The 25,311-nt window shown below is 65.9% G+C and carries 19 protein-coding genes; 3 read left to right on the top strand and 16 right to left on the bottom strand.

Annotated elements, in window-relative coordinates; translation table 11 throughout:
• Window positions 1–10: 10 nt before the first annotated feature.
• Window positions 11–2,566 carry an EAL domain-containing protein gene (locus JANGC3_RS28880; protein WP_017876097.1) on the bottom strand — a complete coding sequence of 852 codons (2,556 nt, stop codon included), beginning with the start codon at window positions 2,564–2,566 and terminating at the stop codon, window positions 11–13.
• A 339-nt stretch (window positions 2,567–2,905) separates the two neighbouring features.
• On the opposite strand from JANGC3_RS28880, the gene JANGC3_RS0108695 reads away from it, so the two are divergent.
• On the top strand, window positions 2,906–3,271 hold the full coding sequence (locus tag JANGC3_RS0108695) for a hypothetical protein (RefSeq protein WP_017876098.1): 366 nt from the start codon (window positions 2,906–2,908) through the stop codon (window positions 3,269–3,271).
• Between the two features lie 182 nt (window positions 3,272–3,453).
• Here JANGC3_RS0108695 and glpK read toward each other — a convergent pair whose 3' ends face one another.
• The 8 genes from glpK to glpD form a co-directional block, all read right to left on the bottom strand.
• Entirely contained in the window at window positions 3,454–4,950 is a 1,497-nt protein-coding gene (gene glpK, locus JANGC3_RS0108700) for a glycerol kinase GlpK (RefSeq protein ID WP_017876099.1), read from the bottom strand.
• Window positions 4,951–5,069: 119 nt separating this feature from the next.
• The gene (locus JANGC3_RS0108705; protein WP_017876100.1) at window positions 5,070–6,797 is read right to left on the bottom strand and encodes an ABC transporter substrate-binding protein; all 1,728 of its coding nucleotides are present in this window, start codon (window positions 6,795–6,797) and stop codon (window positions 5,070–5,072) included.
• Window positions 6,798–6,835: 38 nt separating this feature from the next.
• Window positions 6,836–7,135 (bottom strand): DUF2160 domain-containing protein, encoded by a 300-nt coding sequence (locus tag JANGC3_RS0108710; RefSeq protein ID WP_017876101.1) that lies wholly within the window; start codon window positions 7,133–7,135, stop codon window positions 6,836–6,838.
• A 3-nt stretch (window positions 7,136–7,138) separates the two neighbouring features.
• Window positions 7,139–7,942, bottom strand: coding sequence for a carbohydrate ABC transporter permease (locus JANGC3_RS0108715; protein ID WP_026132741.1), 804 nt, complete (start codon window positions 7,940–7,942; stop codon window positions 7,139–7,141).
• Window positions 7,942–8,814 (bottom strand): carbohydrate ABC transporter permease, encoded by an 873-nt coding sequence (locus tag JANGC3_RS0108720; RefSeq protein WP_017876103.1) that lies wholly within the window; start codon window positions 8,812–8,814, stop codon window positions 7,942–7,944. The genes JANGC3_RS0108715 and JANGC3_RS0108720 overlap by 1 nt, the downstream gene beginning before the upstream one ends.
• A complete protein-coding gene (locus JANGC3_RS0108725; protein WP_017876104.1) occupies window positions 8,814–9,899 on the bottom strand; it encodes an ABC transporter ATP-binding protein in 1,086 nt (361 codons plus the stop codon). The genes JANGC3_RS0108720 and JANGC3_RS0108725 overlap by 1 nt, the downstream gene beginning before the upstream one ends.
• A 2-nt stretch (window positions 9,900–9,901) precedes the next feature.
• Window positions 9,902–11,002, bottom strand: coding sequence for an ABC transporter ATP-binding protein (locus JANGC3_RS0108730; protein ID WP_026132742.1), 1,101 nt, complete (start codon window positions 11,000–11,002; stop codon window positions 9,902–9,904).
• A 97-nt stretch (window positions 11,003–11,099) separates the two neighbouring features.
• Window positions 11,100–12,629, bottom strand: coding sequence for a glycerol-3-phosphate dehydrogenase (glpD, locus tag JANGC3_RS0108735; protein ID WP_017876107.1), 1,530 nt, complete (start codon window positions 12,627–12,629; stop codon window positions 11,100–11,102).
• A 184-nt stretch (window positions 12,630–12,813) separates the two neighbouring features.
• On the opposite strand from glpD, the gene JANGC3_RS0108740 reads away from it, so the two are divergent.
• On the top strand, window positions 12,814–13,575 hold the full coding sequence (locus JANGC3_RS0108740) for a DeoR/GlpR family DNA-binding transcription regulator (RefSeq protein WP_026132743.1): 762 nt from the start codon (window positions 12,814–12,816) through the stop codon (window positions 13,573–13,575).
• A 169-nt stretch (window positions 13,576–13,744) separates the two neighbouring features.
• Here the strand turns inward: JANGC3_RS0108740 and JANGC3_RS0108745 are convergent, their stop codons facing one another.
• The 6 genes from JANGC3_RS0108745 to JANGC3_RS0108775 all read right to left on the bottom strand — a co-directional run bounded on the left by JANGC3_RS0108745 (window position 13,745) and on the right by JANGC3_RS0108775 (window position 20,946).
• Window positions 13,745–14,506 carry a hypothetical protein gene (locus tag JANGC3_RS0108745; protein WP_157406534.1) on the bottom strand — a complete coding sequence of 254 codons (762 nt, stop codon included), beginning with the start codon at window positions 14,504–14,506 and terminating at the stop codon, window positions 13,745–13,747.
• Window positions 14,507–15,041: 535 nt separating this feature from the next.
• A complete protein-coding gene (locus tag JANGC3_RS28885; protein ID WP_051068256.1) occupies window positions 15,042–16,139 on the bottom strand; it encodes a sulfotransferase family protein in 1,098 nt (365 codons plus the stop codon).
• 37 nt (window positions 16,140–16,176) lie between these two features.
• Window positions 16,177–17,430: a chromate efflux transporter gene (gene chrA / locus JANGC3_RS0108760; protein WP_017876112.1), complete on the bottom strand. Its 1,254-nt coding sequence runs from the start codon at window positions 17,428–17,430 to the stop codon at window positions 16,177–16,179.
• Entirely contained in the window at window positions 17,414–18,448 is a 1,035-nt protein-coding gene (locus tag JANGC3_RS0108765) for a hypothetical protein (protein WP_017876113.1), read from the bottom strand. Before JANGC3_RS0108765 ends, chrA begins: the two co-directional genes overlap by 17 nt.
• Window positions 18,445–19,131 carry an adenylyl-sulfate kinase gene (gene cysC, locus JANGC3_RS0108770; protein WP_085945292.1) on the bottom strand — a complete coding sequence of 229 codons (687 nt, stop codon included), beginning with the start codon at window positions 19,129–19,131 and terminating at the stop codon, window positions 18,445–18,447. The genes JANGC3_RS0108765 and cysC overlap by 4 nt, the downstream gene beginning before the upstream one ends.
• 63 nt (window positions 19,132–19,194) lie before the next feature.
• Window positions 19,195–20,946: a methyl-accepting chemotaxis protein gene (locus tag JANGC3_RS0108775; RefSeq protein WP_051068258.1), complete on the bottom strand. Its 1,752-nt coding sequence runs from the start codon at window positions 20,944–20,946 to the stop codon at window positions 19,195–19,197.
• A gap of 536 nt (window positions 20,947–21,482) precedes the next feature.
• On the opposite strand from JANGC3_RS0108775, the gene JANGC3_RS0108780 reads away from it, so the two are divergent.
• On the top strand, window positions 21,483–22,511 hold the full coding sequence (locus JANGC3_RS0108780) for a hypothetical protein (protein ID WP_157406535.1): 1,029 nt from the start codon (window positions 21,483–21,485) through the stop codon (window positions 22,509–22,511).
• 43 nt (window positions 22,512–22,554) lie between these two features.
• Here JANGC3_RS0108780 and JANGC3_RS0108785 read toward each other — a convergent pair whose 3' ends face one another.
• Window positions 22,555–25,302 carry a nitrate reductase gene (locus tag JANGC3_RS0108785; RefSeq protein WP_026132745.1) on the bottom strand — a complete coding sequence of 916 codons (2,748 nt, stop codon included), beginning with the start codon at window positions 25,300–25,302 and terminating at the stop codon, window positions 22,555–22,557.
• Window positions 25,303–25,311 lie beyond the last annotated feature (9 nt).

Consider the following 25,311-nt stretch of genomic DNA (forward strand, 5'->3'; position numbering starts at 1 on the left):
GGCGCCGCGTTCACGCCACCGGCAGCGCGCCGTGGATCAACTGGTGGTAGCGGAACGCCTCGCGGATGTTCTCGCGCAGCGCCGCGTCGTCCCACGGCTTGGTGTAGAAACGGTAGATTTCGCCGCGGTTGATGGCGTTGAGCACCGAGTCGAGGTCGGCGTAGCCCGACAGGATGATGCGGATGGTGCCCGGGTGGATCTTCTTGACGCGGCTGAAGAATTCGGTGCCGTTCATCGCCGGCATGCGCTGGTCGCTGATCACCACCTCGACCTGGTGCAGCGCCAGCAGGTCGAACGCCTGCTGCGGCGTGTCGGCGCGCAGGATGGTGTAGCCGTCGGCGCGGAACAGGCGCGCCAGCGCCGACAGCACGTTCGGCTCGTCGTCGAGCAGCAGCAACGTCGGCTTGCGCGCGCCCGGCTGCCCATCCGGCGCCGGCGCGCCCTCGCGGCGCAGCAGTTCGGCCAGCTGCTCGGCCGGCAGCGGCCGGCTGAAATGGTAGCCCTGCATCTCGTCGCACTGGTGGCGCCGCAGATAGGCCAGTTGCGCCGCCGTCTCGACGCCCTCGGCGATGATCTTGAAATTGAGGCTGTGCCCGAGCGCGATCACCGAGCGCACGATGGCCGCCCCGCTCGGGTCGCCGAGCATGTCGCGCACGAAGGACTGGTCGATTTTCAGGTAGTCGAGCGGGAACAGCTTCAGGTAGGCCAGGCTGGAGTAGCCGGTGCCGAAGTCGTCGATCGACAGCGCGACGCCCAGCGCCTTCAGGCGCGCCAGCGTCGCCACCGCCTCGTCGATATTGTCCATCATCAGGCTTTCGGTCAGCTCCAGTTCGAGAAACCGCGCCGCCAGGCCGCTGGCGGCGAGCGCGCGCACGACGTCGTCGGCCAGGCCGGGGTCGCGGAACTGGCGCGCCGACAGGTTCACCGCCACCCGCAGGCGCGGCAGGCCGGCGTCCTGCCAGGCCCGGTTCTGGGCGCACGCGCTCTGCAGCACCCATAGGCCGATCGACACGATCAGGCCGGTTTCCTCGGCCACGCCGATGAAGCGCGCCGGCGCCACCATGCCCAGTTGCGGATGCTGCCAGCGCAGCAAGGCTTCCATGCCGACCACCCGGCCGCTGCGCAAGTCCAGCCGCGGCTGGTAGTGCAGACTGAATTCCTGGCGCGCCAGCGCGCCGCGCAACTGCGTCTCGATCAGGGTGCGTTCGGCGATGCGCGCCTGCATCGCCGGCGCGTAGAACTGGACCTGGTTGCGCCCGGCGTCCTTGGCGCGGTACATCGCGATGTCGGCGTGCTTGAGCAGCAATTCGGCGTCGGCGCCGTCCTGCGGATACAGGCTGACGCCGACGCTGCAGGTGACGGTGACGTCGTGCTGCCCGAGCCGGACCGGCGCCGCCACCGCGTCGAGCACGCTGTTCAGCAAGGCCGGCGACAAGCGCGTCTGCGGCGTGTCGAGCAGGACCAGCATGAACTCGTCGCCGCCCAGGCGCGCCACGGTGTCGCTGTCGCGCAGGCAAGCGCGCAGGCGCGCGCCGACCACGCGCAGCAACTGGTCGCCCATCTGGTGGCCAAGGCTGTCGTTGATGAGCTTGAAGTGGTCGAGGTCGATGAACACCGCCCACACCGCGTGGCCGTAGCGTTGCGCGTAGCTGAGCGCCTGCGCCAGCCGGTCGCCCAGCAAATTGCGGTTCGGCAGGCCGGTCAGGGCGTCGTGGTTGGCCTGGTGCTCCAGCTGGGCCTGGTAGCGCATGGTTGCCGTCATGTCGTTCAACACGCACACGTGGTGGCTGACGCGCCCGCCGGCATCGCTCACCGGCGCCACGTGCAACTGGCACCAGAACAGCGTGCCGTCCCGGTGGTAATGGCGCAGCAATATCGACACCTCGCCCTGCGCGTGCAGGGCGCCGCGCAGCGCGGCGCGGTCGTCCGGGTCCGGCGCCTGGCCCAGCAGCAATTCCAGGTTGCGCCCGACCAGCTCGTCGGCGGCATAGCCGGACAGCGTCGCCAGCGCCGGGTTGGCGTACTCGATCAGGTCGGCGCCGTCGCGGTAGCTGGTGATGGCGATGGCGTTGACGCTGGCCTCGATCGCCCGCCCCCGCAACTGCAGCGCCAGCAGGGAGCGGTTGCGCTCGGTCATGTCGTGCACGAACACGAAGCGCGACGCCCTGCCGGCAATCGTCACCGCGTGCGAGGAAATGTCGACGGCGATGCGGCTGCCGTCCTTCTTGACGTGGGTCCACTGGCTCGAGTGGTGCGGCCGCGTCGCCGAGGACGCCGCCAGGTCGCCGGCCAGCCGCTCCAGCTCCTCGGACGGACGGATGTCCTTGATCGTCATTTGCAGGAACTCCGCCTCGGTGTAACCGTAGTGGCTAACCGCGGCGGCGTTGACGACCTGAAAGCGCAGCGTTTCCAGGTCGTACACCCACATCGGATAGGGGTGGCCTTCGAACAGGCGCTTGAAGCGCGCTATCGAGTCGTAGGAGGCGACGTCGCCGAACGCCGCCGCGCGCGGCCGGCGCCCGCGCCCGCCCGATCGTTGTTGCCTGCCGTGCCGCCCTGTCGCCATCCAAACAGCCCCATCGGAAAACGCCCGCCCCTCACCGGGCGGATTCCTATTCATGGTATCAGAATCCAGCCATGATTTACCGCACGGCAGGATTTCGCCGCGGCGGGCCGGGCCCGGGCGTATCGAAACGGCAAAAGTACCGTTTACCGATACCTTGCGGTCCGCATAACGCGCCTTCCGACAAATAGATCGTGCTTTCGCTGGGAATTGGCGACACTAGGCCCCGATATCAAGGCCGCGCACCGATTCCAGTCCCGGCCTGACCATACCCCCGCGCTTGCGACGCGCCAGGCGGGCCCGGCCGCAGACTCGAACGATGCATAAGCGGAGCACATCTTGATGAAAATGATCGCAAAAATCGCCCTGGGCTGCCTGGCCGCGCTGGCCATCGCGGGCTGCGCCGCGACCTGGCAGCATGCCAGCGCGGCGCGCCGGGCCGAGGCGCCGGAGCACGGCATCACCGTCGGCAAAACCACCAAGACCGAGTTGGACACCGCGCTAGGCCAGGCCACCGCGATCAGCCTCGACAGCGGCTACGACGTCTGGGTCTACAAGAACAAGGAGGAGGATGCCGGCCTGGCGCGCTACCTGCCCCTGATCGGCCGCACGGCGCTCTTCGGCCCGGCGCATCGACGCGAAGTGATCGTGCTGTTCCGCCCGGACGGCGTGGTCAAGAAATACCGGGTTCACCGCTACCGCGGTTAAGCGGGCGCGCCAAAAAAACCACCGGCGCAGAACCGGGGTCCGGCGACGATGCCGTCCACTGAACGTGGCGTCGGTCGGATGAGCGCTGCGTAATCGGGCAATGTTGGCCGAAGCGGGTCGCGCCGCTCCGGGCCAACGTTGTCGGGCGGCTAAGCCGCGCTAGGCAAATCGCGCTAACAAGCTTACTCGCTCCAGTCGCGCGAACGGTCGACCGCGCTTTGCCACTTGTGCAAGCGGCTCAGGCGCTCGTCGGCGGCCATGTTCGGCTCGAAGCGGCGCGCCATCTTCCACTGCGAGGAGATTTCCTCCAGCGACGCCCAGAAGCCCACGGCCAGGCCGGCCAGATAGGCCGCGCCCAACGCCGTCGTCTCCGTCACCACCGGACGCACCACCGGCACGTCGAGGATGTCGGCCTGGAACTGCATCATCATGTCGTTGCGGGCGCCGCCGCCGTCAACCCGCAGTTCGGTCAGCGGAATGGCGGCGTCCTTCTGCATCGCGCTCAGCACGTCGACGTTCTGGTAGGCCACGCCTTCCAGCGCGGCGCGGGCGATGTGCGCGCGCGTGGTGCCGCGCGTGATGCCGACCAGCGTGCCGCGGGCGTACGGGTCCCAATACGGCGCGCCCAGGCCGGCGAAGGCCGGCACGAAGACCATGCCGCCGGTGTCGGGCACGCTGGTGGCCAGCGCCTCGACCTCGGACGAGTCGCGGATGATGCCCAGGCCGTCGCGCATCCACTGCACGGCGGCGCCGGCGACGAAGGCGCTGCCCTCCAACAAATAATCGGTGGACGCGGCGGCGCCCTGCCCCAGGCTCCAGCCGATGGTCATCAGCAGGCGGTTTTTCGAGGCGATCGGCTGCTTGCCGACGTTCATCAGCATGAAGCAGCCGGTGCCGAAGGTGTTTTTCGCCATGCCCGGCTTCAAGCAGACCTGGCCGAAGGTGGCCGCCTGCTGGTCGCCGGCGATGCCGGCGATCGGCAGCGGCGCGCCCAGCAGCTCGGCGCGGGTGTGCGCCGCCACGCCGCTGCTGGGCACGATGGCCGGCAGCAGCGAGGCGGGAATGTCCAGCAGCGCCAGCAATTCCTCATCCCATTGCAACGTGTGGATGTTGAACAGCATGGTGCGCGCCGCGTTGCTCGGGTCGGTGATGTGTTCACCGCTCATCTTGTAGATCAGCCAGGTGTCGATGGTGCCGAATGCCAGCTCGCCGCGCTCGGCGCGTTCGCGCGCCCGCGGCACGTTGTCGAGCAGCCATTTCAGCTTGGTGCCGGAGAAGTAGGCGTCCAGCACCAGCCCGGTCTTGTCCTGGAACAGCCCGGCCTTGCCCTGCTCCTGCAACTGTTCGCAGAAGGCGGCGTTGCGCCGGTCTTGCCAGACGATGGCGTTGGCCACCGGCTCGCCGCTGGCGCGGTCCCACAGCACCGTGGTTTCGCGCTGGTTGGTCACGCCGATGGCGGCGATGTCGGCGACGCCGACGCCGCTCTCGCGCAGCAACTGGTGCACCACGCCGATCTGCGATTCCCAGATCTCGTTGGCGTCGTGCTCGACCCAGCCCGGCTGCGGGAAGATCTGGCGGAATTCCTTCTGTGCGCTCGCGTGCGGATGGCCCGCGTGGTCGAACAGGATGGCGCGCGAACTGGTCGTGCCCTGGTCCAGGGCGAGAATGTATTTGGTCATGTTTGAAGACGATATGAAAACGGGAAGGCATCGGTCGGCCCAGGACGAACCGATGATACCTTCCCGGCAAGCGGAATGCGCTGTTTGGACCCGCGGCGTGCCGCGGCTTGCCACAGCTCTTACTTGACGCGGCCTTCCTTCCAAGCCTGCAGCAGCTTGTCGTAGGCGATGGTTTCGCCCTTCGGTTTTTCGTTCGCCAGCTTCTTCCACGGCGCGGCCGTGTCCGACAGGTACTTGTTAGGGTCGCCTTTCGGGTTCAGCTTCGGTGCGCAGGCTTTCATGCCGGCGCGCTCCAGGCGCGACATCACTTGGTCCATTTCCTCGGCCAGGTTGTCCATCGCCAGTTGCGGCGTTTTCTCACCGGTCACGGCCTGGGCCACGTTTTTCCACCACAACTGCGCCAGCTTCGGATAGTCCGGCACGTTGGTACCGGTCGGCGTCCACGCCACGCGCGCGGGGCTGCGGTAGAACTCGATCAGGCCGCCGTATTCGTTGGCGTGCTTGGTGAAGTAGTCGTGCTTGATATCGGATTCGCGGATAAACGTCAGGCCGACGATCGATTTCTTCAGCGACACCGTTTTCGAGGTCACGAACTGCGCGTACAGCCAGGCCGCCGCCTTGCGGTCGTCCGGGGTGGACTTGAAGAAGGTCCAGGAACCGACGTCCTGGTAGCCGTTCTGCATGCCCTCTTTCCAGTAGGGACCGTGCGGCGACGGCGCCATGCGCCATTTCGGCGTGCCGTCCTTGTTCATCACCGGCAGGCCCGGTTTCATCATGCCGGCGGTGAACGCGGTGTACCAGAAGATCTGCTGGGCGATTTCGCCCTGCGCCGGCACCGGGCCGGATTCGGAGAAGTTCATGCCGTTCGCCTGCGGCGGCGCGTACTTCTTCATCCAGTCGACGTACTTGGTCAGCGCGTAGACGGCGGCCGGCGAATTGGTGGCGCCACCGCGCGAGACCGAGGCGCCCACCGGCGTGCACTTGTCGGCGGCGACGCGGATGCCCCACTCGTCGACCGGCAGGCCGTTCGGGATACCCTTGTCGGCGGCACCGGCCATCGACAACCAGGCATCGGTGAAGCGCCAGCCCAGCGACGGGTCTTTTTTGCCATAATCCATGTGGCCGAACACCTTCTTGCCGTCGATTTCCTTGACGTCGTTGGTGAAGAAGGCGGCGATGTCCTCATAGGCCGACCAGTTCTGCGGCACGCCCAGGTCGTAGCCGTATTTAGCCTTGAACTTGGTTTGCAGGTCCTTGCGCGCGAACCAGTCGGCGCGGAACCAGTAAACGTTGGCGAATTGCTGGTCGGGCAGCTGGTACAGCTTGCCGTCCGGCGCCGTGGTGAAGCTGGTGCCGATGAAATCCTTCAAATCCAGGCCCGGATTGGTGTAATCCTTGCCGGCCGCTTTCATGTAATCGGACAGCGGCTCAATGGCGCCGTAGCGATAATGGGTACCGATCAAATCGGAGTCCGACACCCAGCCGTCGTAAATGCTTTTACCCGATTGCATCGAGGTCTGCAGTTTCTCGACGACGTCGCCTTCCTGGATAATGTCGTGCTTGACCTTGATACCGGTGATTTCTTCAAACGCCTTGGCCAGGGTCTTCGATTCGTAGACGTGGGTGTCGATGGTTTCCGACACCACGCTGATTTCCTTGATGCCTTTTTTCTTCAACTTGTCGGCGGCTTCGATAAACCACTTCATTTCTTCCATCTGCTGCGCCTTGCTCAGGCTGGACGGTTGAAACTCTTTGTTGACCCAGGTTTCAGCCGACTTGGTGTCGGCCAAAGATGCGCCCGACACCAGCATCGCGGCAGCCGCGAGGGCCGTGAATTTCAATTTCATCTTCAATCTCCTTTTTATAGTTCGAACATCCCAACGATTTAACCCCAACGCATTACCACCAACAACACAACAAAACTCACTCCGGCGCCGATCGCTTGCGGAATCTCCGGGGTAGTGAAAGCGGCCCAAGCGAGATTAACATACGCCGCCGTCAACAAGCTAATGAATAAGCGGTCGCCGCGCGTCGTCGGCATAGGCAAAAATCCCTTGCGCTCGATACTCGGCGATTTGATCTGCCACAGCGTCATGCCGATCAACATCGTGACAATCGCGACGAAGAAAATCGCCACCGGCGGGGTCCAGTTCATCCACGCAAACAGGCTTTCCGTATTTTCCATTTTTTATACCCTTCCCATCGCGAAACCTTTGGCAATGTGATGCCGAACAAACCAGATCACCAACGCACCCGGAACAATTGTCAGCACGCCGGCCGCGGCCAACACGCCCCAGTCCATCCCCGCCGCCGACACGGTCCGCGTCATCGTCGCGGCGATCGGTTTGGCGTTGACCGAGGTCAGGGTGCGCGCCAGCAGCAGTTCAACCCAGCTGAACATGAAGCAGAAGAACGCCGTCACGCCAACGCCGGACTTGATCATCGGCAGGAAGATCTTGACGAAGAATTTCGGGAAGCTGTAGCCGTCGATATACGCCGTCTCGTCGATTTCCTTCGGAATGCCGGACATGAAGCCCTCCAGTATCCACACCGCCAGCGGCACGTTGAAGACCATGTGCGCCAGCGCCACGGCCAGGTGAGTGTCCATCAGGCCCACCGACGAGTACAGCTGGAAAAACGGCAGCAGGAACACGGCCGGCGGCGTCATGCGGTTGGTCAGCAACCAGAAGAACAGGTGCTTGTCGCCGATGAAGGAGTAGCGCGAAAACGCGTACGCCGCCGGCAAGGCCACCGCCACCGAGAACAGCATGTTCATGGCGACGTAGATCATCGAGTTGATATAGCCGCTGTACCACGAGGCGTCGGTGAAGATGGTCTTGTAGTTGTCGAACGTCAGGTGCCGCGGCCACAGGCTGAGGGTGCCAACGATTTCCTCGTTGGTCTTCAGCGACATGTTCAGCATCCAGTAAATCGGCAACAGCGACAGCAGCAGGAAGGCCACCAGCAAAGGCCCGGCAATACGTTTATTCATCATTTTTCGTCTCCGGTGCCGACACGCTGCATCCAGGTGTACAGGACAAAACAGAACAGCAGGATAATCAGGAAGTAGATCAGCGAGAACGCCGACGCGGGTCCCAGGTCAAACTGGCCGACGGCTTTTTGCGTCAGGTATTGCGACAGGAATGTCGTCGCGTTACCCGGTCCGCCGCCGGTCAGCACGAACGGCTCGGTGTAGATCATGAAGCTGTCCATGAAGCGCAGCAACACCGCGATCATCAAGACGTTGCGCATCTTCGGCAACTGGATATAGCGGAACACCGCGATACGCGAGGCGCCGTCGATACGCGCCGCCTGGTAGTAGGCGTCGGGAATCGCGCGCAGGCCGGCGTAACCGAGCAGGGCCACCAGCGGCGTCCAATGCCAGATGTCCATCAGCATCACGGTGAGCCAGGCGTCGGTGGCGCTGCCGCTGTAGTTGTAGTTGATGCCCAGCGAGTTCAGGCTGTAACCCATCAGGCCGATGTCGCCGCGGCCGAAAATCTGCCAGATGGTACCGACCACGTTCCATGGGATCAGCAGCGGCAGCGCGATCAGCACCAGCGCCATCGACGCCTTCCAGCCGTGCGCCGGCATGCACAGGGCAATTAGGATGCCCAGCGGAATCTGGATCGCCAGCACCGATAGCGAGAACACCAGTTGGCGGATCAGCGCGCCGTGCAGGTCGGCGTCGAGCAGCACCATGCGGAACCATTCGGTGCCGACGAATACTTTCTGGGTCGGGCTCAGGATGTCCTGGACCGAGTAGTTCACCACCGTCATCAACGGCAGGATGGCCGAAAAGGCGACGCAGATGATGACGGGCAGAATCAGGAACCAGGCCCGGTTGTTATATGTTTTTTTCATTAGGCCACCCGTTTATCGTTGACGTAGTACAGGGTCCGCTCTTGCGGGAAGCGCAACCAGACCTGGCCGCCGGCGACGGCGTCGATGACGCGCACCTTCGCCGCCACGGTGTTCACGCCGAGGCGGAACTCGGCCAGGAAGTGGGTGCCCATGTTGCGCACCGCCACCACCGTTGCCGGCACCGCGTCCGCTTGCGGCGCGGCCAAGCATTCGACGAACTCCGGGCGCACGCCCAGCGTGATCTTGCCGGTGGCGCCGGCCAGCGCGGCCTTGGCCCGCTCCGACAGCGGCATGCTGTGGTCGGCGACGCGGATGGCGCCGTCCTGCACCGAGCAGTTCAGCAAATTCATGCCGGGGTTGCCGATGAAGTAGCCGACGAAGGTGTGCTCGGGTTCCTCGAACAGCGCCTGCGCGCTGCCGGTCTGCACCACTTCGCCCTGGGTCATGACAACCACCTGGTCGGCGAAGGTCAACGCCTCGACCTGGTCGTGGGTGACGTAGATCAGCGACAATTTCAACTCGTGGTGGATTTCCTTGAGCTTGCGGCGCAACAACCATTTCAGATGCGGGTCGATCACCGTCAGCGGCTCGTCGAACAGCACGGCGGCGACGTCGGGACGCACCAGGCCGCGGCCCAGCGAAATCTTTTGCTTGGCGTCGACCGACAAGCCGCTGGCGCGGTGCTTCAGTTCGCCCATCATTTCCAGCATCTGCGCAACCTGCTCGACGCGCTTGCGGATGTCCTGCTCTTTCCAGCCGCGGTTGCGCAGCGGGAAGGCCAGGTTGTCGTAGACGGTCATGGTGTCGTAGATCACCGGGAACTGGAACACCTGGGCGATGTTGCGCGCCTCGGTCGGCAACTGCGTCACGTCCCTGCCGTCGAACAGCACCTTGCCGTGCGAAGGCTTGACCAGGCCGGAGATGATGTTGAGCAGCGTCGTCTTGCCGCAGCCGGAAGGCCCCAGCAAGGCGTAGGCGCCGCCGTCGTCCCAGGTCTTGGTCATCGGCCGCAACGCGTAGTCGGTCGGCTCGGTCGGGTTTGGTTTATAGGCGTGCGCCAGATCGATCAATTCAATGCGGGCCATGCTTATGCTCCGGAAAATGGCAGCGAGGGCGCGAACAACAAGGCGCCGTCGGGACTGAAAACAAACAGGGCTTCCGGCTTGCAGTACATATTGCAGACCGAGCCGATCTCCAGGTTGTGCACGCCGTTCAACTGCGCCACCAGGGCGATGTCGCCGCGGCGCGCGTGCACATAGGTTTCCGAGCCGCCGATTTCGGCCAGGTCGACCTGGGTCTCGATGGCGAATTCGGAAGGCGAACGGGGCACCAGGTGCAGGCTGTGGGCGCGCAGGCCGAGCGTGACCTCGGCGTGCTTGCCGGCCGCCTGGCGCTGTTCGGCGCTCAGCGGAATCGACAGGCCGGAGCCGAGGTGGGCGACGCCGGCGGCGTCGATCTTGCAGCGCATCAGGTTGATCGGTGGATCGCTGAAGGTGCGCGCGACCTGCACCGAGTTGGGCGCGTTGAACACGTCCAGCGTGCGGCCTTGTTGCAGCAGGCGCCCTTCGTGCAGCACCGAGACGTAACCGCCCAGTTGCAGCGCTTCCAGCGGTTCCGTGGTGGCGTAGACCACCGTGGTCTTGCCGTCCGAGAACAGGTCGGTCAACTCGCGGCGCAATTCCTCGCGCAGCTTGTAGTCGAGGTTGACCAGCGGCTCGTCGAGCAGCAACAGGTCGGCGTCCTTGATCAGCGCGCGGCCCAGCGCGCAGCGCTGCTGCTGGCCGCCGGACAGTTCGCCGGGGGTGCGTTGCAGGTACGGCGTGATGTGCAAGCGCTCGGCCAGGTCCAGCACGCGCGGACGGATCTGCGCCTCCGGCACCTTGCGGATGCGCAGCGGCGAGGCGATGTTGTCGTACACGCTGAACGCCGGGTAGTTGATGAACTGTTGGTACACCATCGCCAGGTTGCGTTTGCTGACCGACACGCCGGTGACGTCGCGCCCGTCGACCAGCACTTTGCCGGCGCTGGGCCGGTCCAGCCCCGCCATGACGCGCATCAGGCTGGTTTTGCCGGCCTTGGTGGTGCCCAGCAGCACGTTGATCGCGCCGGGCACCAACGATAGCGACATCGGGTACAAATGGTCTTCAGCACCATATTTGCTGCTGATATTTTCCAGTACGAGTTGCACTTGGTCCTCCTCCTTGATTGTTTCTCTCTTGATTCCGCCGCGCTCTCTGATATGGATCGCGATCGCACTGCCCAACACGTCAAAACCAGCTGATCGCCTATCCGCGATTCGCCGCCAACCATGCATCGAGTTTGACGGCGGTGTCCGCGGGCAAATGCAGCCCCAGCTTGGAACGGCGCCATAGAATATCCTTGGCGCTGCCGGCCCATTCATGTGTGCGCAAGTACTCGACCTCGGCCGCGTACAGGCCGGCGGCGATTTCCTCGCCCATGTCGGCCAGCCGCGCGCGCCGGGCCAGCATGGCGTGGATACGGGTGCCGTAGGCGCGCGCGTAACGCGCCACCACCTTCGGCGCCAGCCAGGCGTACTGTTGTTGCAAGCCGTGCACGAACTGGCTGAATTCCAGCACCGAGCGGTTCTGCGGCGTCGGGCCGAACACGTCGCCGCCGGGCAGGCAAGCCGTTTCGGTCCAACTGCCGTGCTGGTTCTTCAGCACCGGCGCGATCAGGTCGACGGCTTCTTCGGCGAGCTTGCGGAAGGTCGTGATCTTACCGCCGAAAATGCTCAGCAGCGCGGGGCCGTTCTGGTCCAGCTCGAAGCGATAGTCGCGCGTCACCGCTTTGGCGTCGGCCGCCTCGTCTTCGACCAGCGGGCGCACGCCCGAGTAGGTCCAGACCACGTCGGCCGGCTTGATCGGTTTGCTGAAGTAATAGCTCGACAGCTCGCACAGGTAATTGATTTCGTCCTGGTCGATGGCGACCTTGTTGGTGTCGCCCTTGTAATCGAGGTCGGTGGTGCCGATCAGCGTGAAATCCTGCTCGTACGGAATGGCGAAGACGATGCGCCCGTCCGGATGCTGGAAGATATACGCGTTGTCATGCTCGAACAGGCGCTTGACGACGATGTGGCTGCCCTTGATCAGGCGCAGGCTCTTGCCCTTCGCCTCAGGCGCGGCCGTTTGCAGGAAGTCGGCGGTCCAGGGGCCGGTGGCGTTGACCATGCAACGCGCCTTGACGCTGATTTCCCCGCCGTCGTTGCGCACCAGCTTGGCGTGCCACTTGTCGGCATGGCGCTCGACGCTGGCGCAGCTGGTCTGCGTGAAGACGCTGGCGCCCCTCTCCTTGGCGTCCATCGCGTTCAGCACCACCAGGCGGGCGTCGTCGACCCAGCCGTCGGAGTACACGAAGCCGCGGGTGAACTCGGGCTTGAGCGGCTTGCCGGCCGCGTGGGTTTTCAGGTTGACGCCGCGCGAGCCGGGCAAAATTTCGCGCTTGGCCAGGAAGTCGTACAGGAACAGGCCGGCGCGTATCAGCAGCGCCGGGCGCTGGCCCTTGGCGTGCGGCATCACGAAGCGCAAAGGCCACATAATGTGCGGCGCCGAGCGCAGCAGCACTTCGCGTTCGATCAGCGCCTTGCGCACCAGATTGAATTCATAGTATTCCAGGTAGCGCAAGCCACCGTGGATCAGCTTGGTGGAGGCGGACGAGGTGTGCGACGCCAGGTCGTCCTTCTCGCACAAAACCACCGACAGTCCGCGGCCGGCGGCGTCGCGCGCGATACCGGCGCCGTTGATGCCGCCGCCCACCACCAGGACGTCGCAATCGATATTGTGCTGCGCTGAAGCCATCTCATTCCCGAATCAAGGAGTTTGTTGTGCAGTGCGTGCATAAGGGGACTATGCAGGGCGCGCTACTCTGGTTAAGATACAGAGCATAAGATACGACAAAATACGAAAGAGTAGCAACATATTCTTATAATTTATTGTTCGTTTTTGTTCGTTTGTGGTTCCACAGAAGAAAAGTGATAAAAATATGACACTCAATCCCCGCCAACGGAGACTACTCGAAGCGGTACGCCAGAAAGTGACGATGTCCGTCGAGGAGCTGGCGCAGCAACTGGACGTGACGCCGCAAACGGTGCGGCGCGACGTCAAGCAGATGGAAGAGGCGAAGCTGCTGGCGCGCTACCACGGCGGCGTCGGCCTGCCCTCGTCGGTCGAGAACATCGACTACAGCCAGCGCCAGACGCTCAACAGCGAAGCGAAGCGGCGCATCGCCGGCGCGGTCGCCGAGTTCGTGCCGAACGGCTGCTCGCTGTTGATCAACATCGGCACCACCACCGAGGAGGTGGCGCGCGCGCTGGCCCACCACAAGGGCTTGCACGTGGTGACCAACAACCTGAACGTGGCGGCGATCCTGGCCGACAACGCCGACTGCGAAGTGATCGTCGCCGGCGGCGTGGTGCGCGGACGCGACCGCGGCATCGTCGGCGAGGCGACCATCGACTTCATCCGCCAGTTCAAGGTCGACATCGGCATCATCGGCATCTCCAGCATCGACGAGGACGGCAGCCTGCGCGACTTCGACGCGCGCGAAGTGAAGGTGGCGCAGGCGATCATCGAACAGTCGCGCGAAGTGTGGCTGGTGGCCGACCACGACAAATTCGGCCGCAAGGCGCTGGTGCGCATGGCCGACCTGTCGCAGATCGGCGTGCTGTTTACCGACGCCGAACCGCCGCCGCGCATGATGCAGGTGCTGCGCGACGCCAAAGTGAAAGTCGTCGTCGCCCACTGAGTTGGATAGAAGCGCGCCGGCGCCGCTGGAAAGCAAGCCAAAGCAAAGAGCCGGGATCGGACCTGCGGTCCGACCCCGGCGTGACGCCCCCCCGGTTTTGATGAATCCAACGCCGAAGCCGCCCAAGCTCCGCCGCCGGTGTATTGTCGCCACCCGCGGCACGCTGGCTTTACTTGATGTCCTTGATCGCGTCCTGGTATTCCTTGGATTTTTTCACCTTCGGAATCGCATTCCACAACGCGTCGACCTGCGCCTTGTGGGAGGCGTAATACGCCTTGTTGAAGGCGACGTAGAAGTCGGTCGTCATGAACTTGGTCGGCACCATCTCGACCTTGTCGGCGACGTCCTTGCGGCCGGCGATCAGGGAATTCATTTCCGTCTCGAAACCCAGCACGATCTCGCCCTGCCCGGCGATCAACTTGTGCAAATTGCGCAGCGGCTCCTTGACGTTATCGTCAAACGGCGTGTTCAGCGATTTCAACTGGTCCGAAATGGTCGCGAATCCGGCCGGTATCAGGACCGGTTTGCTAACGTCGGTGAACTTATTCCCGTCCCACGAGGCCTTGCTGCCCTTGACGCGGTAGGCCATCACCGACATCGAGGCCAGCGACATGCCGGTGTTCGGTTTGCCGGTGGGCAGCAGCGGAAACGCCGCGTACTCGGCGTGGAACGGTGTGTTGCCGGCGTTGACGATACCGTTCATGCTGCCCGAGCGCGTGTTCTCGATGCAGCGCTTCCACGCGGCGATGGTCAGGTTGACCGGCACCGCCGCTTCCTTCGACGCCATTTTCAGCAGGATTTGCATGGTGCCGTCCTTGTTCGGAAACGTGAACGGCGCGGCGGCCTGGTCCTCGATGCACAACACCATCGGTTCCTCGGCCAGCGCGAGCAAGGGACAGACCAGCAGGCATGCAGATACGAATTTCTTCATTTTGAACCTCCGAAAAATTAGAACATCTCGTTACAGCGTTTTACCGCGACCATCCACCACCCACCACCCACCTTTCCGGCCTGCCGAGCACGCGCTCCACTTCGCCCACATCGCCGCCGCATGGCACTTTTGGAAGAGCAAGCCGCCCTTCCCCGCACGGCGAGCAGTTGCACCCGGTCGTCGGGCCGATGTTCGAGAATTTTCCGGTTGATATGGCGCACATGGTCGCGTCGACCGGCGCAGCGCCCGAGGCCGGGTTGCGGACCATAAACAGCGGCATGGCTGCCAGCGGGTGGCGCCACAAACATACCCATCGCGGCCCTCGGGCCACTGTTGAGAACGTTCCTTCGGGCAAGACAGTGTTCATGTGAAACAGGCTATCACGTCCGCGCCAAATACACACCTGTCAGCCAGGCGCAACACGCGGCGCGGGGAGGCGTGCTAGCATGTTGTGATATGTTCGCGCGCAGTTTCGGGAAGATTCCGGGTAGAGTCCGGCGGCACTTGCGCCGGGCGACACCTCCTCTAGACGCGCTCAGGCCGGCTGCGGCTCGGCCGGCGCCGACGCGGCGACCAGGATCTGCTCCATCCTGCTCCTGACCTTGGCCAGGTAGTCGGCGCGGTAGCGGCGCAGGATGTAGTCGCGGAAGTTGTTTTGCTCCAGTTCGCGCCAGGCGCGCTGCCTGCCGGCGTCCGAGCGGGTGCGCGCCGCCGCCAGCGCGGCCTCGCCCAGCGCCGCCCGCGCCGGCGTCATCAACTCGTAGCCATATTGCGCCATATAGTCGCGCGCCAGAGTTTCAATGATTTCGATTTCGTCCAAGCTGAGCTGCTTCTTGAACTTGTCGACGTTGGCGACGATCGGCGCGAAGCAGTTCGAGGCCCACAGCGCCGACAGCTGGGCGATCTGGCGCGCCTCCGGCGAGGCCGCCACGTCGAGCATTTCGGGCAGGAAGTCGATGCCGAAAAAGCCGCAGACGCGGCGCAGCGTCGCTTCCTGCTCGCCGAGGAAGTCCTCGTAGCGGATGGTCAGCACGCGCTCCGGGTAGCGCGCCACCAGTTCGGCGGCGACCCGGTGCGCCTCGACCCAGGCCTTGGCGTTCAAGGTGGTGTCGAAATCGTGGATGATGGCGCGGTTCATCGAGGCCACCTGCGCGCGCGGGTCGCGCACCACGTTCAGGAACAGCATGTCGGGGAACAGCGCCATCAGTTCGGCGGCGTAGTGCACGCTGTCGAGCGACTTGTCCATCACCACGCCGGCGCGGCGCTGCTCGCCGGCGCGCAGCAGCAGTTCCCAGACCACCCGGTGCACGCTGCGCGGTTGGCGGCAGATCGACTCGAAGATCTCGACCGGATCGAACACCATGTCGGCCCACTTGACCATGCTGGCCGCCTGCAGGCCGACCACGTCGACCACCAGGCGGAAGTAGGCGCGGTCGTCGGCCAGGTCGCCGTACAGCGGCAGCATCGGCATGAAGTCGACGATGTGCAGCGGGTACGGCGAGTAAAACTGCGGATTGAAATTCAGCCGCAGCCGCAGCGCGTGGCTGCCGCAGCGGCGCAGCGGTATCATCAGCACCGGACGGGGACGGGCGGGCTGGACGCCCTCTGCAGCGGTGGTTGTGCTCGTGTTCATGCCATTGCTCCTGGTCGTAAAACGGTTAAACGATGAATCAAAACACCACATATCCAATCAATCCGGCGGCCGGTACGATCCATACCGCCTCAAGCTTGTAGCGCAGCAGCAGGCCAAACGTCAGCGCGAACAGCGCCAGCGACACCCACTGCGGCGCGGCGGCCTTGCCGACCACCACGGCGGCGGCGCACACCATGCCCAGCACCGCCGCGCGCACGCCGCGCAGCGCGGCCTTGACGTTGGCCGAGTCGCGCAGCCGTTCCAGCAGGCGGGCGCAGGCCACCGTCAGCAGCGCCGCCGGGGCGAACACGCCGATGGCGGCGGCGGCGGCGCCGGCCACCCCGGCCACCTTGTAGCCGATGAAGGCGGCGCTGATGGCCACCGGGCCGGGCGTCAGTTGGCCCATCGCCAGCGCGTCGACCAGCTCCCGCCGGCTAACCCAGCCATAGCCGTCGACCACGGTTTGCTGCAGCATCGGGATGAAGACGTAGCCGCCGCCGAACATCAGCAGGCTCATGCCGGCGAAGGCGGCCAGCAGTTTCAGCAGCACGCCGGGGGCGAAGCCGAGCAGCGGCAGCGCCGCCAGCAGCAGCAGCGCGCGGCGCGGCGCCGGCGCGGCGCCGGCCCTGGCGACGGCCTTGGCGGCGCCGGCGGCGCGCCGGCGCACTGGCGCCGCGTCGCTGCCAAAGCAGCGCCAGCCAACCAGCGCCGCGACGAACAGCATCAGGAAGGTGCTGCGCAGGCCGGGCAGCAGCAGCGCCAGCGCCAGCGCGGCCAGCGCCAGCGCCGCCTCGCGCCAGTCGCTGACGCTGGCGCGGCACATGCGCCAGCCCGCCGCCAGGATGATCGCCGCCACAGCTGGCACCACGCCCATGAAGACCTGGCCCAGCGCCGCCACGTGGCCCCAGCGGAAGTAGACGGCACTGAACGCCAGCATGAACAGGAAGGCCGGCGCCACCGCCGCGAGCACGCAGACGGCGGCGCCGGCGGCGCCGCGCAGGCGGTAGCCGATGTAGGCCACCAGGTTGATCGCCATCGGCCCCGGCAGCACCGAGGCCAGCGTCAGGCCGTCGAGCACCTCGGCCGCCGTGAGCAGCTTGCGCCGCTCCACCACCGCGTTCTGGGTCACGCCGATCATCACCATGAAACCGCCGAAACTGGTGCAACCGACCAGCAGGAAGATCCGGCACAAGGCCGCCAGCGTGACCGGCGCGGCCGCGGCCGGCGCCAGCGGTTCGGGCGGCGCGGCCGCGGCGGCGGCCGGCTCGGGCCGCTTAACCCTGGCGTGCATGGACCCCGCCGCCGGCGTCCGGGTTGGCGCCGGCGCCGAAGTAAGCGGCGAAGCAGCCGATAAAATGCTCCAGTTCGGCCGCCGGCAGGCGGTTGATGCCGGCCGCCGCGCGCCGTCCGCCGCCGCCGGCGAAGCGTTCGCACAGGCCGCAGGCGGCCAGCGCGCCGGGCGCGCCGGAACGCACGCTGACGACGTAGCTGCCGTCGGCGTTTTCGCTCAGCACCGCGAAACTATGCGCCGGCTGCGCCGCCGCCAGGCTGTTGGCGAATACGCCGGAGATGCGCCGCGCCCAAGGCCGGTTCGGCAGCACATAGGCGGCGCCGCAGGCCGCGCGCCAATGCGGGCGCAGGCCGCCCATCTGCGCCAGGTCGGCGTCGTAGCCGGCGCGCAGCGCGCGGTAGTGCGGCGACTGCCCGATGAATTCGAGCGGGTGGTCGCAGCCGTGCAGCGCCAGGTACAGCCGGTCCGGCGCGATGTGCAGGTCCTCGACCCGTTCGCCGTAGGCGTTGTAGTTCAGCGCCAGGCCGAGTCGTTCGAGCGCCAGCGCGTCGGCCGCGCCGACGCCGGCCGCCGCCGCCAGCGCGCGGCCGGCCCCGGCCAGGTTGTCGCCGAAGGCGGCCACCGCCGCCCAGGCGCGGAAGCGCCCGCCCAGGTGGCGGTCCACCAGGATGCCGGTGCAGGCCTGCGGCGCGTCGTCCCAGTGCCATTCCAGGTCGGGGTGGGCGAACGCCTGGCGCGCGCTGTGGTGGTCGAAATAGGCGACGTGGCCGCCGCCGTCGAGGATGCGGCGCAGCGGCGCCAGGTTGCAGTCGAGCGAGACGTCGAGCACGGTGACGTCGAGCGCGGCCTGCTCGGGCAGGCGGCGCAGCAGCTCGACGTCGCGCTTGACGCCGGTGACCAGTTGCGCCGCCTTCGGATGGGCCAGGCGCAGCTGGTGCAGCGCGCAGATGCCGTCGGCGTCGCCGTTGAAGACGTCGTAGGCGCGCGCGGGCGCCGCCGCGGAAGGCGGCGCGCTCATTTTTTGGTCCGGAAGCGCAGCGCCAGGTGGTGGTACAGCGCGCGCGTGGCGTCGGCCAGCGACAGCTCGCCGCCGTCCAGCACCAGCGCCGGCGTCAACGGCACCTCGTACGGCGACGAAATGCCGGTGAAGCACGGGATTTCGCCGGCCCTGGCCTTGGCGTACAGGCCCTTCGGGTCGCGCCCCTCGCACACCGCGGTCGGGGTGCTGACGTAGACTTCGATGAATTCGTGCTCGCCGATGATGGCGGCGGCCATCGCGCGGTCCTCGCGGTACGGCGAAATGAAGGCGGCGATGACCATCAGGCCGGCCTCGTTCATCATCTTCGCCACTTCGGCGGTGCGGCGGATGTTCTCCTTGCGGTCGGCCGGCGAAAACCCCAAATCGCGGTTCAGGTGGTGGCGCAGGTTGTCGCCGTCGAGCACATAGCTGGAGCGGCCCTCGTCGTGCAGCATCTTTTCGAGCTCGTAGGCGATGGTCGACTTGCCGGCGCCGCTCAGGCCGGTCAGCCAGACGGTCGCCGGGGCGTGGCCGAAATGGGCGCTGCGCCGCTCCGCCGAGACCTTGCCCGGGTGCCAAAAGGTGTTCAACGGCGAGACCTTGCCGGCGTAGGGCTGCAGGCCGGCTGCGCGCGGCGCGTCGCCGACAAGCTCGGCGATATCGTTCAATACATCGGTAGTCATGCTTTCTCCTCGTGCCAGGGAGCTACACCCACGCGGCCGGCGCCGACGGCGCCGCCGCCCGCTTTAAAACTGTTCCCACTCGCCGTCCGAGGCCGCGCCGGCGTTGGCCACCTTGCGCTGCTGCTTCGCCGCGGCGGCCGGACGGGCCTGCGGCGGGCGCGCCCGCAGCGCCTTCGCCGCGCCCTGGCGCAGCGCCACCGGCGCGCTCCCGCGCGGCGCCGGGGCGGGGCGCGCGCCGGCGTAGTCGGCGTCCAGGCGGAACACGCTGACCACCTGGGCCAGGTCGGCGGTCTGGTCCTGCAGCGTGGCGGCGGCGGCGGCGGCCTGCTCCACCAGCGCGGCGTTTTGCTGCGTCACGTTGTCCATTTGGATCACCGCCTGGTTGATCTGCTCGATGCCGGAGGTCTGCTCCAGGCTGGCGCAACTGATCTCGCTCATGATATCCGTGACGCGTTTGACGCTGGCGACGATCTCGTCCATCGTGTGGCCGGCCTGGTCGACCAGCTTGGCGCCGGAATCGACCTGCTGCACCGAATCGTCGATGAGGATCTTGATTTCCTTGGCCGCCGCCGCCGAGCGCTGCGCCAGGTTGCGCACTTCGCTGGCGACGACGGCGAAGCCGCGGCCCTGCTCGCCGGCGCGGGCCGCCTCGACGGCGGCGTTCAGCGCCAGGATGTTGGTCTGGAAGGCGATGCCGTCGATGACGCCGATGATGTCGACGATCTTCACCGACGAGGAGTTGATCGCGCCCATCGTGTCGACCACCCGGGCCACCACCGCGCCGCCCTTGACGGCGACCTCCGAGGCCGACATCGCCAAGCCGTTGGCCTGGCGGGCGTTGTCGGCGTTCTGCTTGACGGTCGAGGTCAGCTCCTCGAGCGAGGAAGCGGTCTCCTCCAGCGAACTGGCCTGCTGCTCGGTGCGCGAGGACAGGTCGAGGTTGCCGGAAGCGATCTGCTGCGAGGCGGTGGCGATGGTCGAGCTGCTGGCGTGCACCTGGCCGACGATGTGCGACAGGCTGTCGCGCATCGCCTTCATCGCGTACATCAGGCTGGTAACGTCGCCGGGCCGGGTGCGGATCGCCACCGTCAGGTCGCCGGCGGCGATCTTGCCGGCCACCTCGGCGGCGTAGTCCGGTTCGCCGCCGAGTTGCCTGACCAGGCCGCGGGTTATCATCCAGGCCGCGGCGATACTCACCAGCAGCGCCAGCGCGCCGAAGCCGAGCATCATCGAACGCGCGCCGGCATAGGCCGCCTCGGCGGCGGCGGCGGCCTGCTCGCTCTGTTTCTCCTCGATCGCGCTGAGCTCGCGCAGCAATTCCCACCATTTCTTTTGCACCGGGCGGAACTCGAAGCGCAGCAGCTTGTAGGCCGCGTCGCCCTGCTTGGCCAGCCCCAACTCGGTGGCCTTGGCGATGAACGGCGCGGCCAGCGCCGACTGCTGCCGGATCTTCTCGAGCAGCGCCTGCTCCTGCTCCGTGGTAGTGGCCAGCGTGGCGAACATCTGTCCCAGCTTGCCCTGGGCGTCGTCGTATTTCTTGGCCTGCGTGGCGATGCGCGCGACCTCGATCTGGATCTCGGCCGGTTCGCTCAGCAGGATCAGGTTGCGCAGCGCCAGCGCGCGCTCGGTGATGGTCAAATCCATTGCCGACGCCAGCCGGGTTTCAACGTTGTTGACCTTGATGATTTCGTCCATGCGGTCGCGCATGCCGGCCATCCGATTAATGCCCAGCCCGGTAACAATGGCCAGCAACGTGGCCACCAGAGCGAACCCGATGCCCAGGCGCGTGGCAACTTTCATGTGTGCGATATTCATTGACTCCCCCAATTACAAAGATCGTTCGGTTCCGTGCATGGCGCATATACCTTGATAGCCATCCCGCCTACGCTAATAATGAATACGCACCAGAAAGAAGTTATGTAGGCGGGGAATACGCACCGGCCGACACCGCATCAACGTGCGAACAAGTTGCCAAACAAGCCCAACATTCCAGTCCCCACCGGGAGTTAATTTCTCCTCGGAATTAAACTGACACCATTTTGCGCCATATTTTCGGCGACAAAAGTCACCAATATTCACAAATTCCACAAAGCAACACATGTTTTTATTTGTCCATGACGGCGCGCAATGTTCGGCGTCGTCGGCGGCCCGGCGGCATCAGATCGTCGACGCGCGGGTGCGTCGCGCATCGCGGCAAGCGACAGTGGCGCGGAAGGCGCCAGCGTTCTCTAAAAGGAAATATTATTCACAAAATATTGTTAACTTGACATTCAAATGAATACTAGCAATGATGCTTTTTCGTACTTAATTTTAATGACTTTACGGGGAACCATCATATGAGATTGAATAAAATGACACTCGGGATCATCGGCGCGCTGCTGGTCTCGGGCGCCGCCTCGGCCAGGCCGCTCTACGACGTCACCATGTACGCGCCGGTCGTCGTCGGCGGTACGCATACCGCCCAGGCCAGCTTCAACGGCAATTTCTCAACGCTGGCCGCCTCGGATATGGCCAACACCTCGGCGCCGATGGCGCAGTTGCTCGGCGGCGCGTCGAACTTCTACTGGTCGATCCGCTCGAAAATCACCGCCGGCGTGGCCGAGGCGCTGGCCCAGTCGGGCCAGAACGCCAGCATCACCACGCCCGGCGGCATGAGCGGCGACATCAACGTCTCGGTATCGGGCCTGCCCGACGGCAATCTGAGCATGCGACTGAACGGGCTGACCTATTCCGTCGGCATCACCGCGCGCAAGTCGAACTGGCTCGGCACGGTGACGTGCAACTCGCAGGTTTACATGAATTCGCTGTCGCTGGCGTCCCAGTTCAACCCCTTTACCGGCGCGGTGGCGGGCACCAGCGTCGATTTCACGCCGACGCAAAGCACCTCGTGCGACAGCAGCTACAGCTGGATTCCGTTTATCGGCGACTTCATCGACCGCAAGGCCAGCAGCCTCATTGGCAACGCCATCCTGCAACAGATGAACAGCGTCTCCGGCCAGGTGTTGACGGTGGCGCCGCAAAACGCCTTCCTCGGCTTTACGAGCGCGATCGAGCCGGGCAAACACATGATCGGAGGCTTCGACGCCGGCATGTATATCAAAAACAACATCCAAAGCTTGTACACTGGCAAGACCATCAACCTGTTCCTTGCCAACGACTACAAATACAACCTGAGCAACCGCAGCAGCCCGGGTCCAAGCTCGGCCACCGGCACCGCGTTTTCGATCAATTTTTCGGACGCCAACGGCCAGGCCGGTTTTTCCGTCAACACCACCAAGCAATACACCTGGCGGGAATACATCATCCCCGGCACCAACGGACCGGAGCCTGACAAGGCGCCCGTTGCCAACGTAGCCAACAAGAAACTGGCGGCGCGCTAAGCGACGCCACCGCGGCGGCGCGCCCGGGCGGGCGCGCCGCCTTCTATGCCGTCTCCTCGACGCGCGTCTCGACCAATAATTTCTTAATCTCCGGCACGCAGGAACCGCAATTGCCGCCCGCCTTCACGCAGGCCGTCACCGCCGCCACGCTGGTCAGGTTCTGGCCGCGGATGGCGTCGCAAATGGTGTTGCGCCCGACGCCGAAGCACGAGCACACCGTCGGCCCGGTATCGGCGCCCTTCTCGATCGGCTGGCCGACCAGCAGGCCGACGCGGTCGACCTCGGACAGCTGCTCGTGGCCGAACAGGCCCGCCAGCCAGGCCCGCGACGGCAGGTCCGGCCGCGGCGACAGGAACACGCACTGGTCGATGCGCCCGTCCACCAGGTGCACCGCGCGGTACACGCCGGCGCTGCGGTCCTCGTATTCGAGCCAGTCGGCCTGTTCGTCGTCGACCGCCAGCAGTTGCCGCGCCCAGGCGCTGTAGTCGGCGATGGCGTTGCGCCCGGCCAGTTCGTAGCGCGCGAAGGAGCGGCCCTGGATGCGGGTCCAGTGCGCCACGCCGTCGAGCGCCAGCTCGCCGCGGCTCAGAATGAAGCCGTGCCAGGAGACGCGGAACTGCTCGACCCGCACCGGCGTGTGCTTGAATTCCGGCTCGCCCGAGACCGGGTCGACCACCGGGTTGACCAGCGCGCCGACGCGCGCGTCGGAGGCGGTCTGGCCGCTCCAGTGGATCGGCACGAACACGCCGCCGCGGGCGATGCCGCCGCCGTGCCGCACCCGCGCCACCATCGCCCCCCACCGGGTCGACACGCGCGCCAGCTCGCCCTCGCGCACGCCGTACAACAAGGCGTCCTGCGGGTGGATGTCGACGAAGGATTCGGCCACGTGGTCGGCCAGCTTGGCCGATTTGCCGGTGCGCGTCATGGTGTGCCACTGGTCGCGCACGCGGCCGGTGTTGAGGATCAGCGGGTACTCGGCGTCGGGCCGGTGCGCCGGCGCGCGCGGCGCCGTGGCGACGAAGCGGGCGCGCCCGTCGGGGTGGGAATACTGGTGCTCGCCCAGCAGGCGCTGTTGCCCCGCCAGTTCGCCCGAGGCCAGCCGGGTGACCGGCCACTGCACCGGTTCGAGCTGGTCGAACTGGCGCCGGTCCATGCCGGCCAGCGCGGCGATGTTGAAGGCGCGCCGGGTGGCGCCCCCGCCCTCGCCGTCGGCGCCGTTGCGGTAGCCGCTCAGGCGCGCGTGTTCGTCGAAGACCTCGTGCACGGCGCCGAAGTCGAAGCCGGCAAAGCCCATGCGCTGCGCCACCTGGCACAGGATCTGCCAATCCGGCCGCGCCTCGCCCGGCGCCGCCAGGAAGCCGCGCTGGCGCGAGATGCGGCGCTCGGAATTGGTGACGGTGCCGTCCTTTTCGCCCCAGCCCAGCGCCGGCAGCAGCACATGGGCGAAGGCGTTGGTGTCGGTTTTTTCGACGATGTCGGTAACCACCACCAGTTGGCACTTCTCCAGCGCGCGCTGGACCTGGTTGGCGTCGGGCATGCTGACGATCGGGTTGGTGGCGATGATCCACACCGCCTTGACGCTGCCCGCTTCGATGGCCTGGAACAGGTCGACCGCCTTCAGCCCCGGTGTGGCGGCGATGCGCGGCGAGCCCCAGAAGGTTTGCACGGTGTCGCGGTGGAGCGGGTTGTCCAGGTCCATGTGCGCGGCCAGCATATTGGCCAGGCCGCCCACTTCGCGCCCGCCCATGGCGTTGGGCTGGCCGGTCAGCGAGAACGGCCCCATGCCGGCACGGCCGATGCGCCCCGTCGCCAGGTGGCAGTTGATGATGCTGTTGACCTTGTCGGTGCCGGCCGAGGACTGGTTGACGCCCTGCGAAAAGGCGGTGACGACCTTGTCGGTGGCGGCGAAGGCGGCGTAGAACGCCAGCAGGTCCTTCGGGTCGACGCGGCAGATTTTGGCGACCGCCAGCGGGTCGGCGCAGTCGACGTGGGCGGCGGCCAGGGCCGCGTCCAGGCCGTTTGTGTGCGCCGTGACGAAGGCGGCGTCGACGGCGCCGTGCAGCGCCAGGTAGCACAGCAGGCCGTTGAACAGCCAGACGTCGGTACCCGATTTCACCGGCAGGTGCAGGTCGGCCTGCTCGCAGGTGGCGGTGCGGCGCGGGTCGATCACCACCAGTTTCATCTCGGGGCGGGCCTCCTTGGCGCGGGCGATGCGCTGGAACAGGATCGGGTGGCACCAGGCGGTGTTGGAGCCGACCAGCACCACCATGTCGGCCTGTTCCAGGTCCTCGTAGCAGCCCGGCACCAGGTCTTCGCCGAAGGCGCGCTTGTGGCCGGCCACCGCCGACGACATGCACAGGCGCGAATTGGTGTCGATGTTGGCGCTGCCGATGTAACCCTTCATCAGCTTGTTGGCGATGTAATAGTCCTCGGTCAGCAACTGGCCCGAGACGTACAGCGCGACCGACTCGGGGCCGTGCTCGGCGACGATGGCGCGCCAGCCGTCGGCGACCTGGTCGAGCGCCTCGTCCCAGCTGGCGCGGCGCAAGGCGCCGCCGGCGTCGCGCAGTTGCGGGTGCAGCAGGCGCCCGTCCAGGCCCAGCGTCTCGCCCAGCGCCGAGCCCTTCACGCACAGCCGGCCGGCGTTGGCGCCGTGGCCGCTGTCGCCGGCGATGGCGATGCTGCCGTCCGGCAGCGGGGTCGCCTGGACGCCGCAGCCGACGCCGCAATACGGACAGGTGGTGCGCACCGCGAGGGCGCTGGAAGGAAGGGGATGGACATTCAGGTTCACGATAACTTC

The organism is Janthinobacterium sp. CG3, from assembly GCF_000344615.1.
GTDB lineage: Bacteria > Pseudomonadota > Gammaproteobacteria > Burkholderiales > Burkholderiaceae_D > Janthinobacterium.

Excerpts from the sequence above, each read along its gene's own strand:
- JANGC3_RS28880 (WP_017876097.1), bottom strand. The coding sequence starts at position 2,566 with ATGGCGACAGGGCGGCACGGCAGGCAACAACGATCGGGCGGGCGCGGG.
- JANGC3_RS0108695 (WP_017876098.1), top strand. The coding sequence starts at position 2,906 with ATGAAAATGATCGCAAAAATCGCCCTGGGCTGCCTGGCCGCGCTGGCC.
- glpK (WP_017876099.1), bottom strand. The coding sequence starts at position 4,950 with ATGACCAAATACATTCTCGCCCTGGACCAGGGCACGACCAGTTCGCGC.
- JANGC3_RS0108705 (WP_017876100.1), bottom strand. The coding sequence starts at position 6,797 with ATGAAATTGAAATTCACGGCCCTCGCGGCTGCCGCGATGCTGGTGTCG.
- JANGC3_RS0108710 (WP_017876101.1), bottom strand. The coding sequence starts at position 7,135 with ATGGAAAATACGGAAAGCCTGTTTGCGTGGATGAACTGGACCCCGCCG.
- JANGC3_RS0108715 (WP_026132741.1), bottom strand. The coding sequence starts at position 7,942 with ATGAATAAACGTATTGCCGGGCCTTTGCTGGTGGCCTTCCTGCTGCTG.
- JANGC3_RS0108720 (WP_017876103.1), bottom strand. The coding sequence starts at position 8,814 with ATGAAAAAAACATATAACAACCGGGCCTGGTTCCTGATTCTGCCCGTC.
- JANGC3_RS0108725 (WP_017876104.1), bottom strand. The coding sequence starts at position 9,899 with ATGGCCCGCATTGAATTGATCGATCTGGCGCACGCCTATAAACCAAAC.
- glpD (WP_017876107.1), bottom strand. The coding sequence starts at position 12,629 with ATGGCTTCAGCGCAGCACAATATCGATTGCGACGTCCTGGTGGTGGGC.
- JANGC3_RS0108740 (WP_026132743.1), top strand. The coding sequence starts at position 12,814 with ATGACACTCAATCCCCGCCAACGGAGACTACTCGAAGCGGTACGCCAG.
- JANGC3_RS0108745 (WP_157406534.1), bottom strand. The coding sequence starts at position 14,506 with ATGAAGAAATTCGTATCTGCATGCCTGCTGGTCTGTCCCTTGCTCGCG.
- JANGC3_RS28885 (WP_051068256.1), bottom strand. The coding sequence starts at position 16,139 with ATGAACACGAGCACAACCACCGCTGCAGAGGGCGTCCAGCCCGCCCGT.
- chrA (WP_017876112.1), bottom strand. The coding sequence starts at position 17,430 with ATGCACGCCAGGGTTAAGCGGCCCGAGCCGGCCGCCGCCGCGGCCGCG.
- JANGC3_RS0108765 (WP_017876113.1), bottom strand. The coding sequence starts at position 18,448 with ATGAGCGCGCCGCCTTCCGCGGCGGCGCCCGCGCGCGCCTACGACGTC.
- cysC (WP_085945292.1), bottom strand. The coding sequence starts at position 19,131 with ATGACTACCGATGTATTGAACGATATCGCCGAGCTTGTCGGCGACGCG.
- JANGC3_RS0108775 (WP_051068258.1), bottom strand. The coding sequence starts at position 20,946 with ATGAATATCGCACACATGAAAGTTGCCACGCGCCTGGGCATCGGGTTC.
- JANGC3_RS0108780 (WP_157406535.1), top strand. The coding sequence starts at position 21,483 with ATGACACTCGGGATCATCGGCGCGCTGCTGGTCTCGGGCGCCGCCTCG.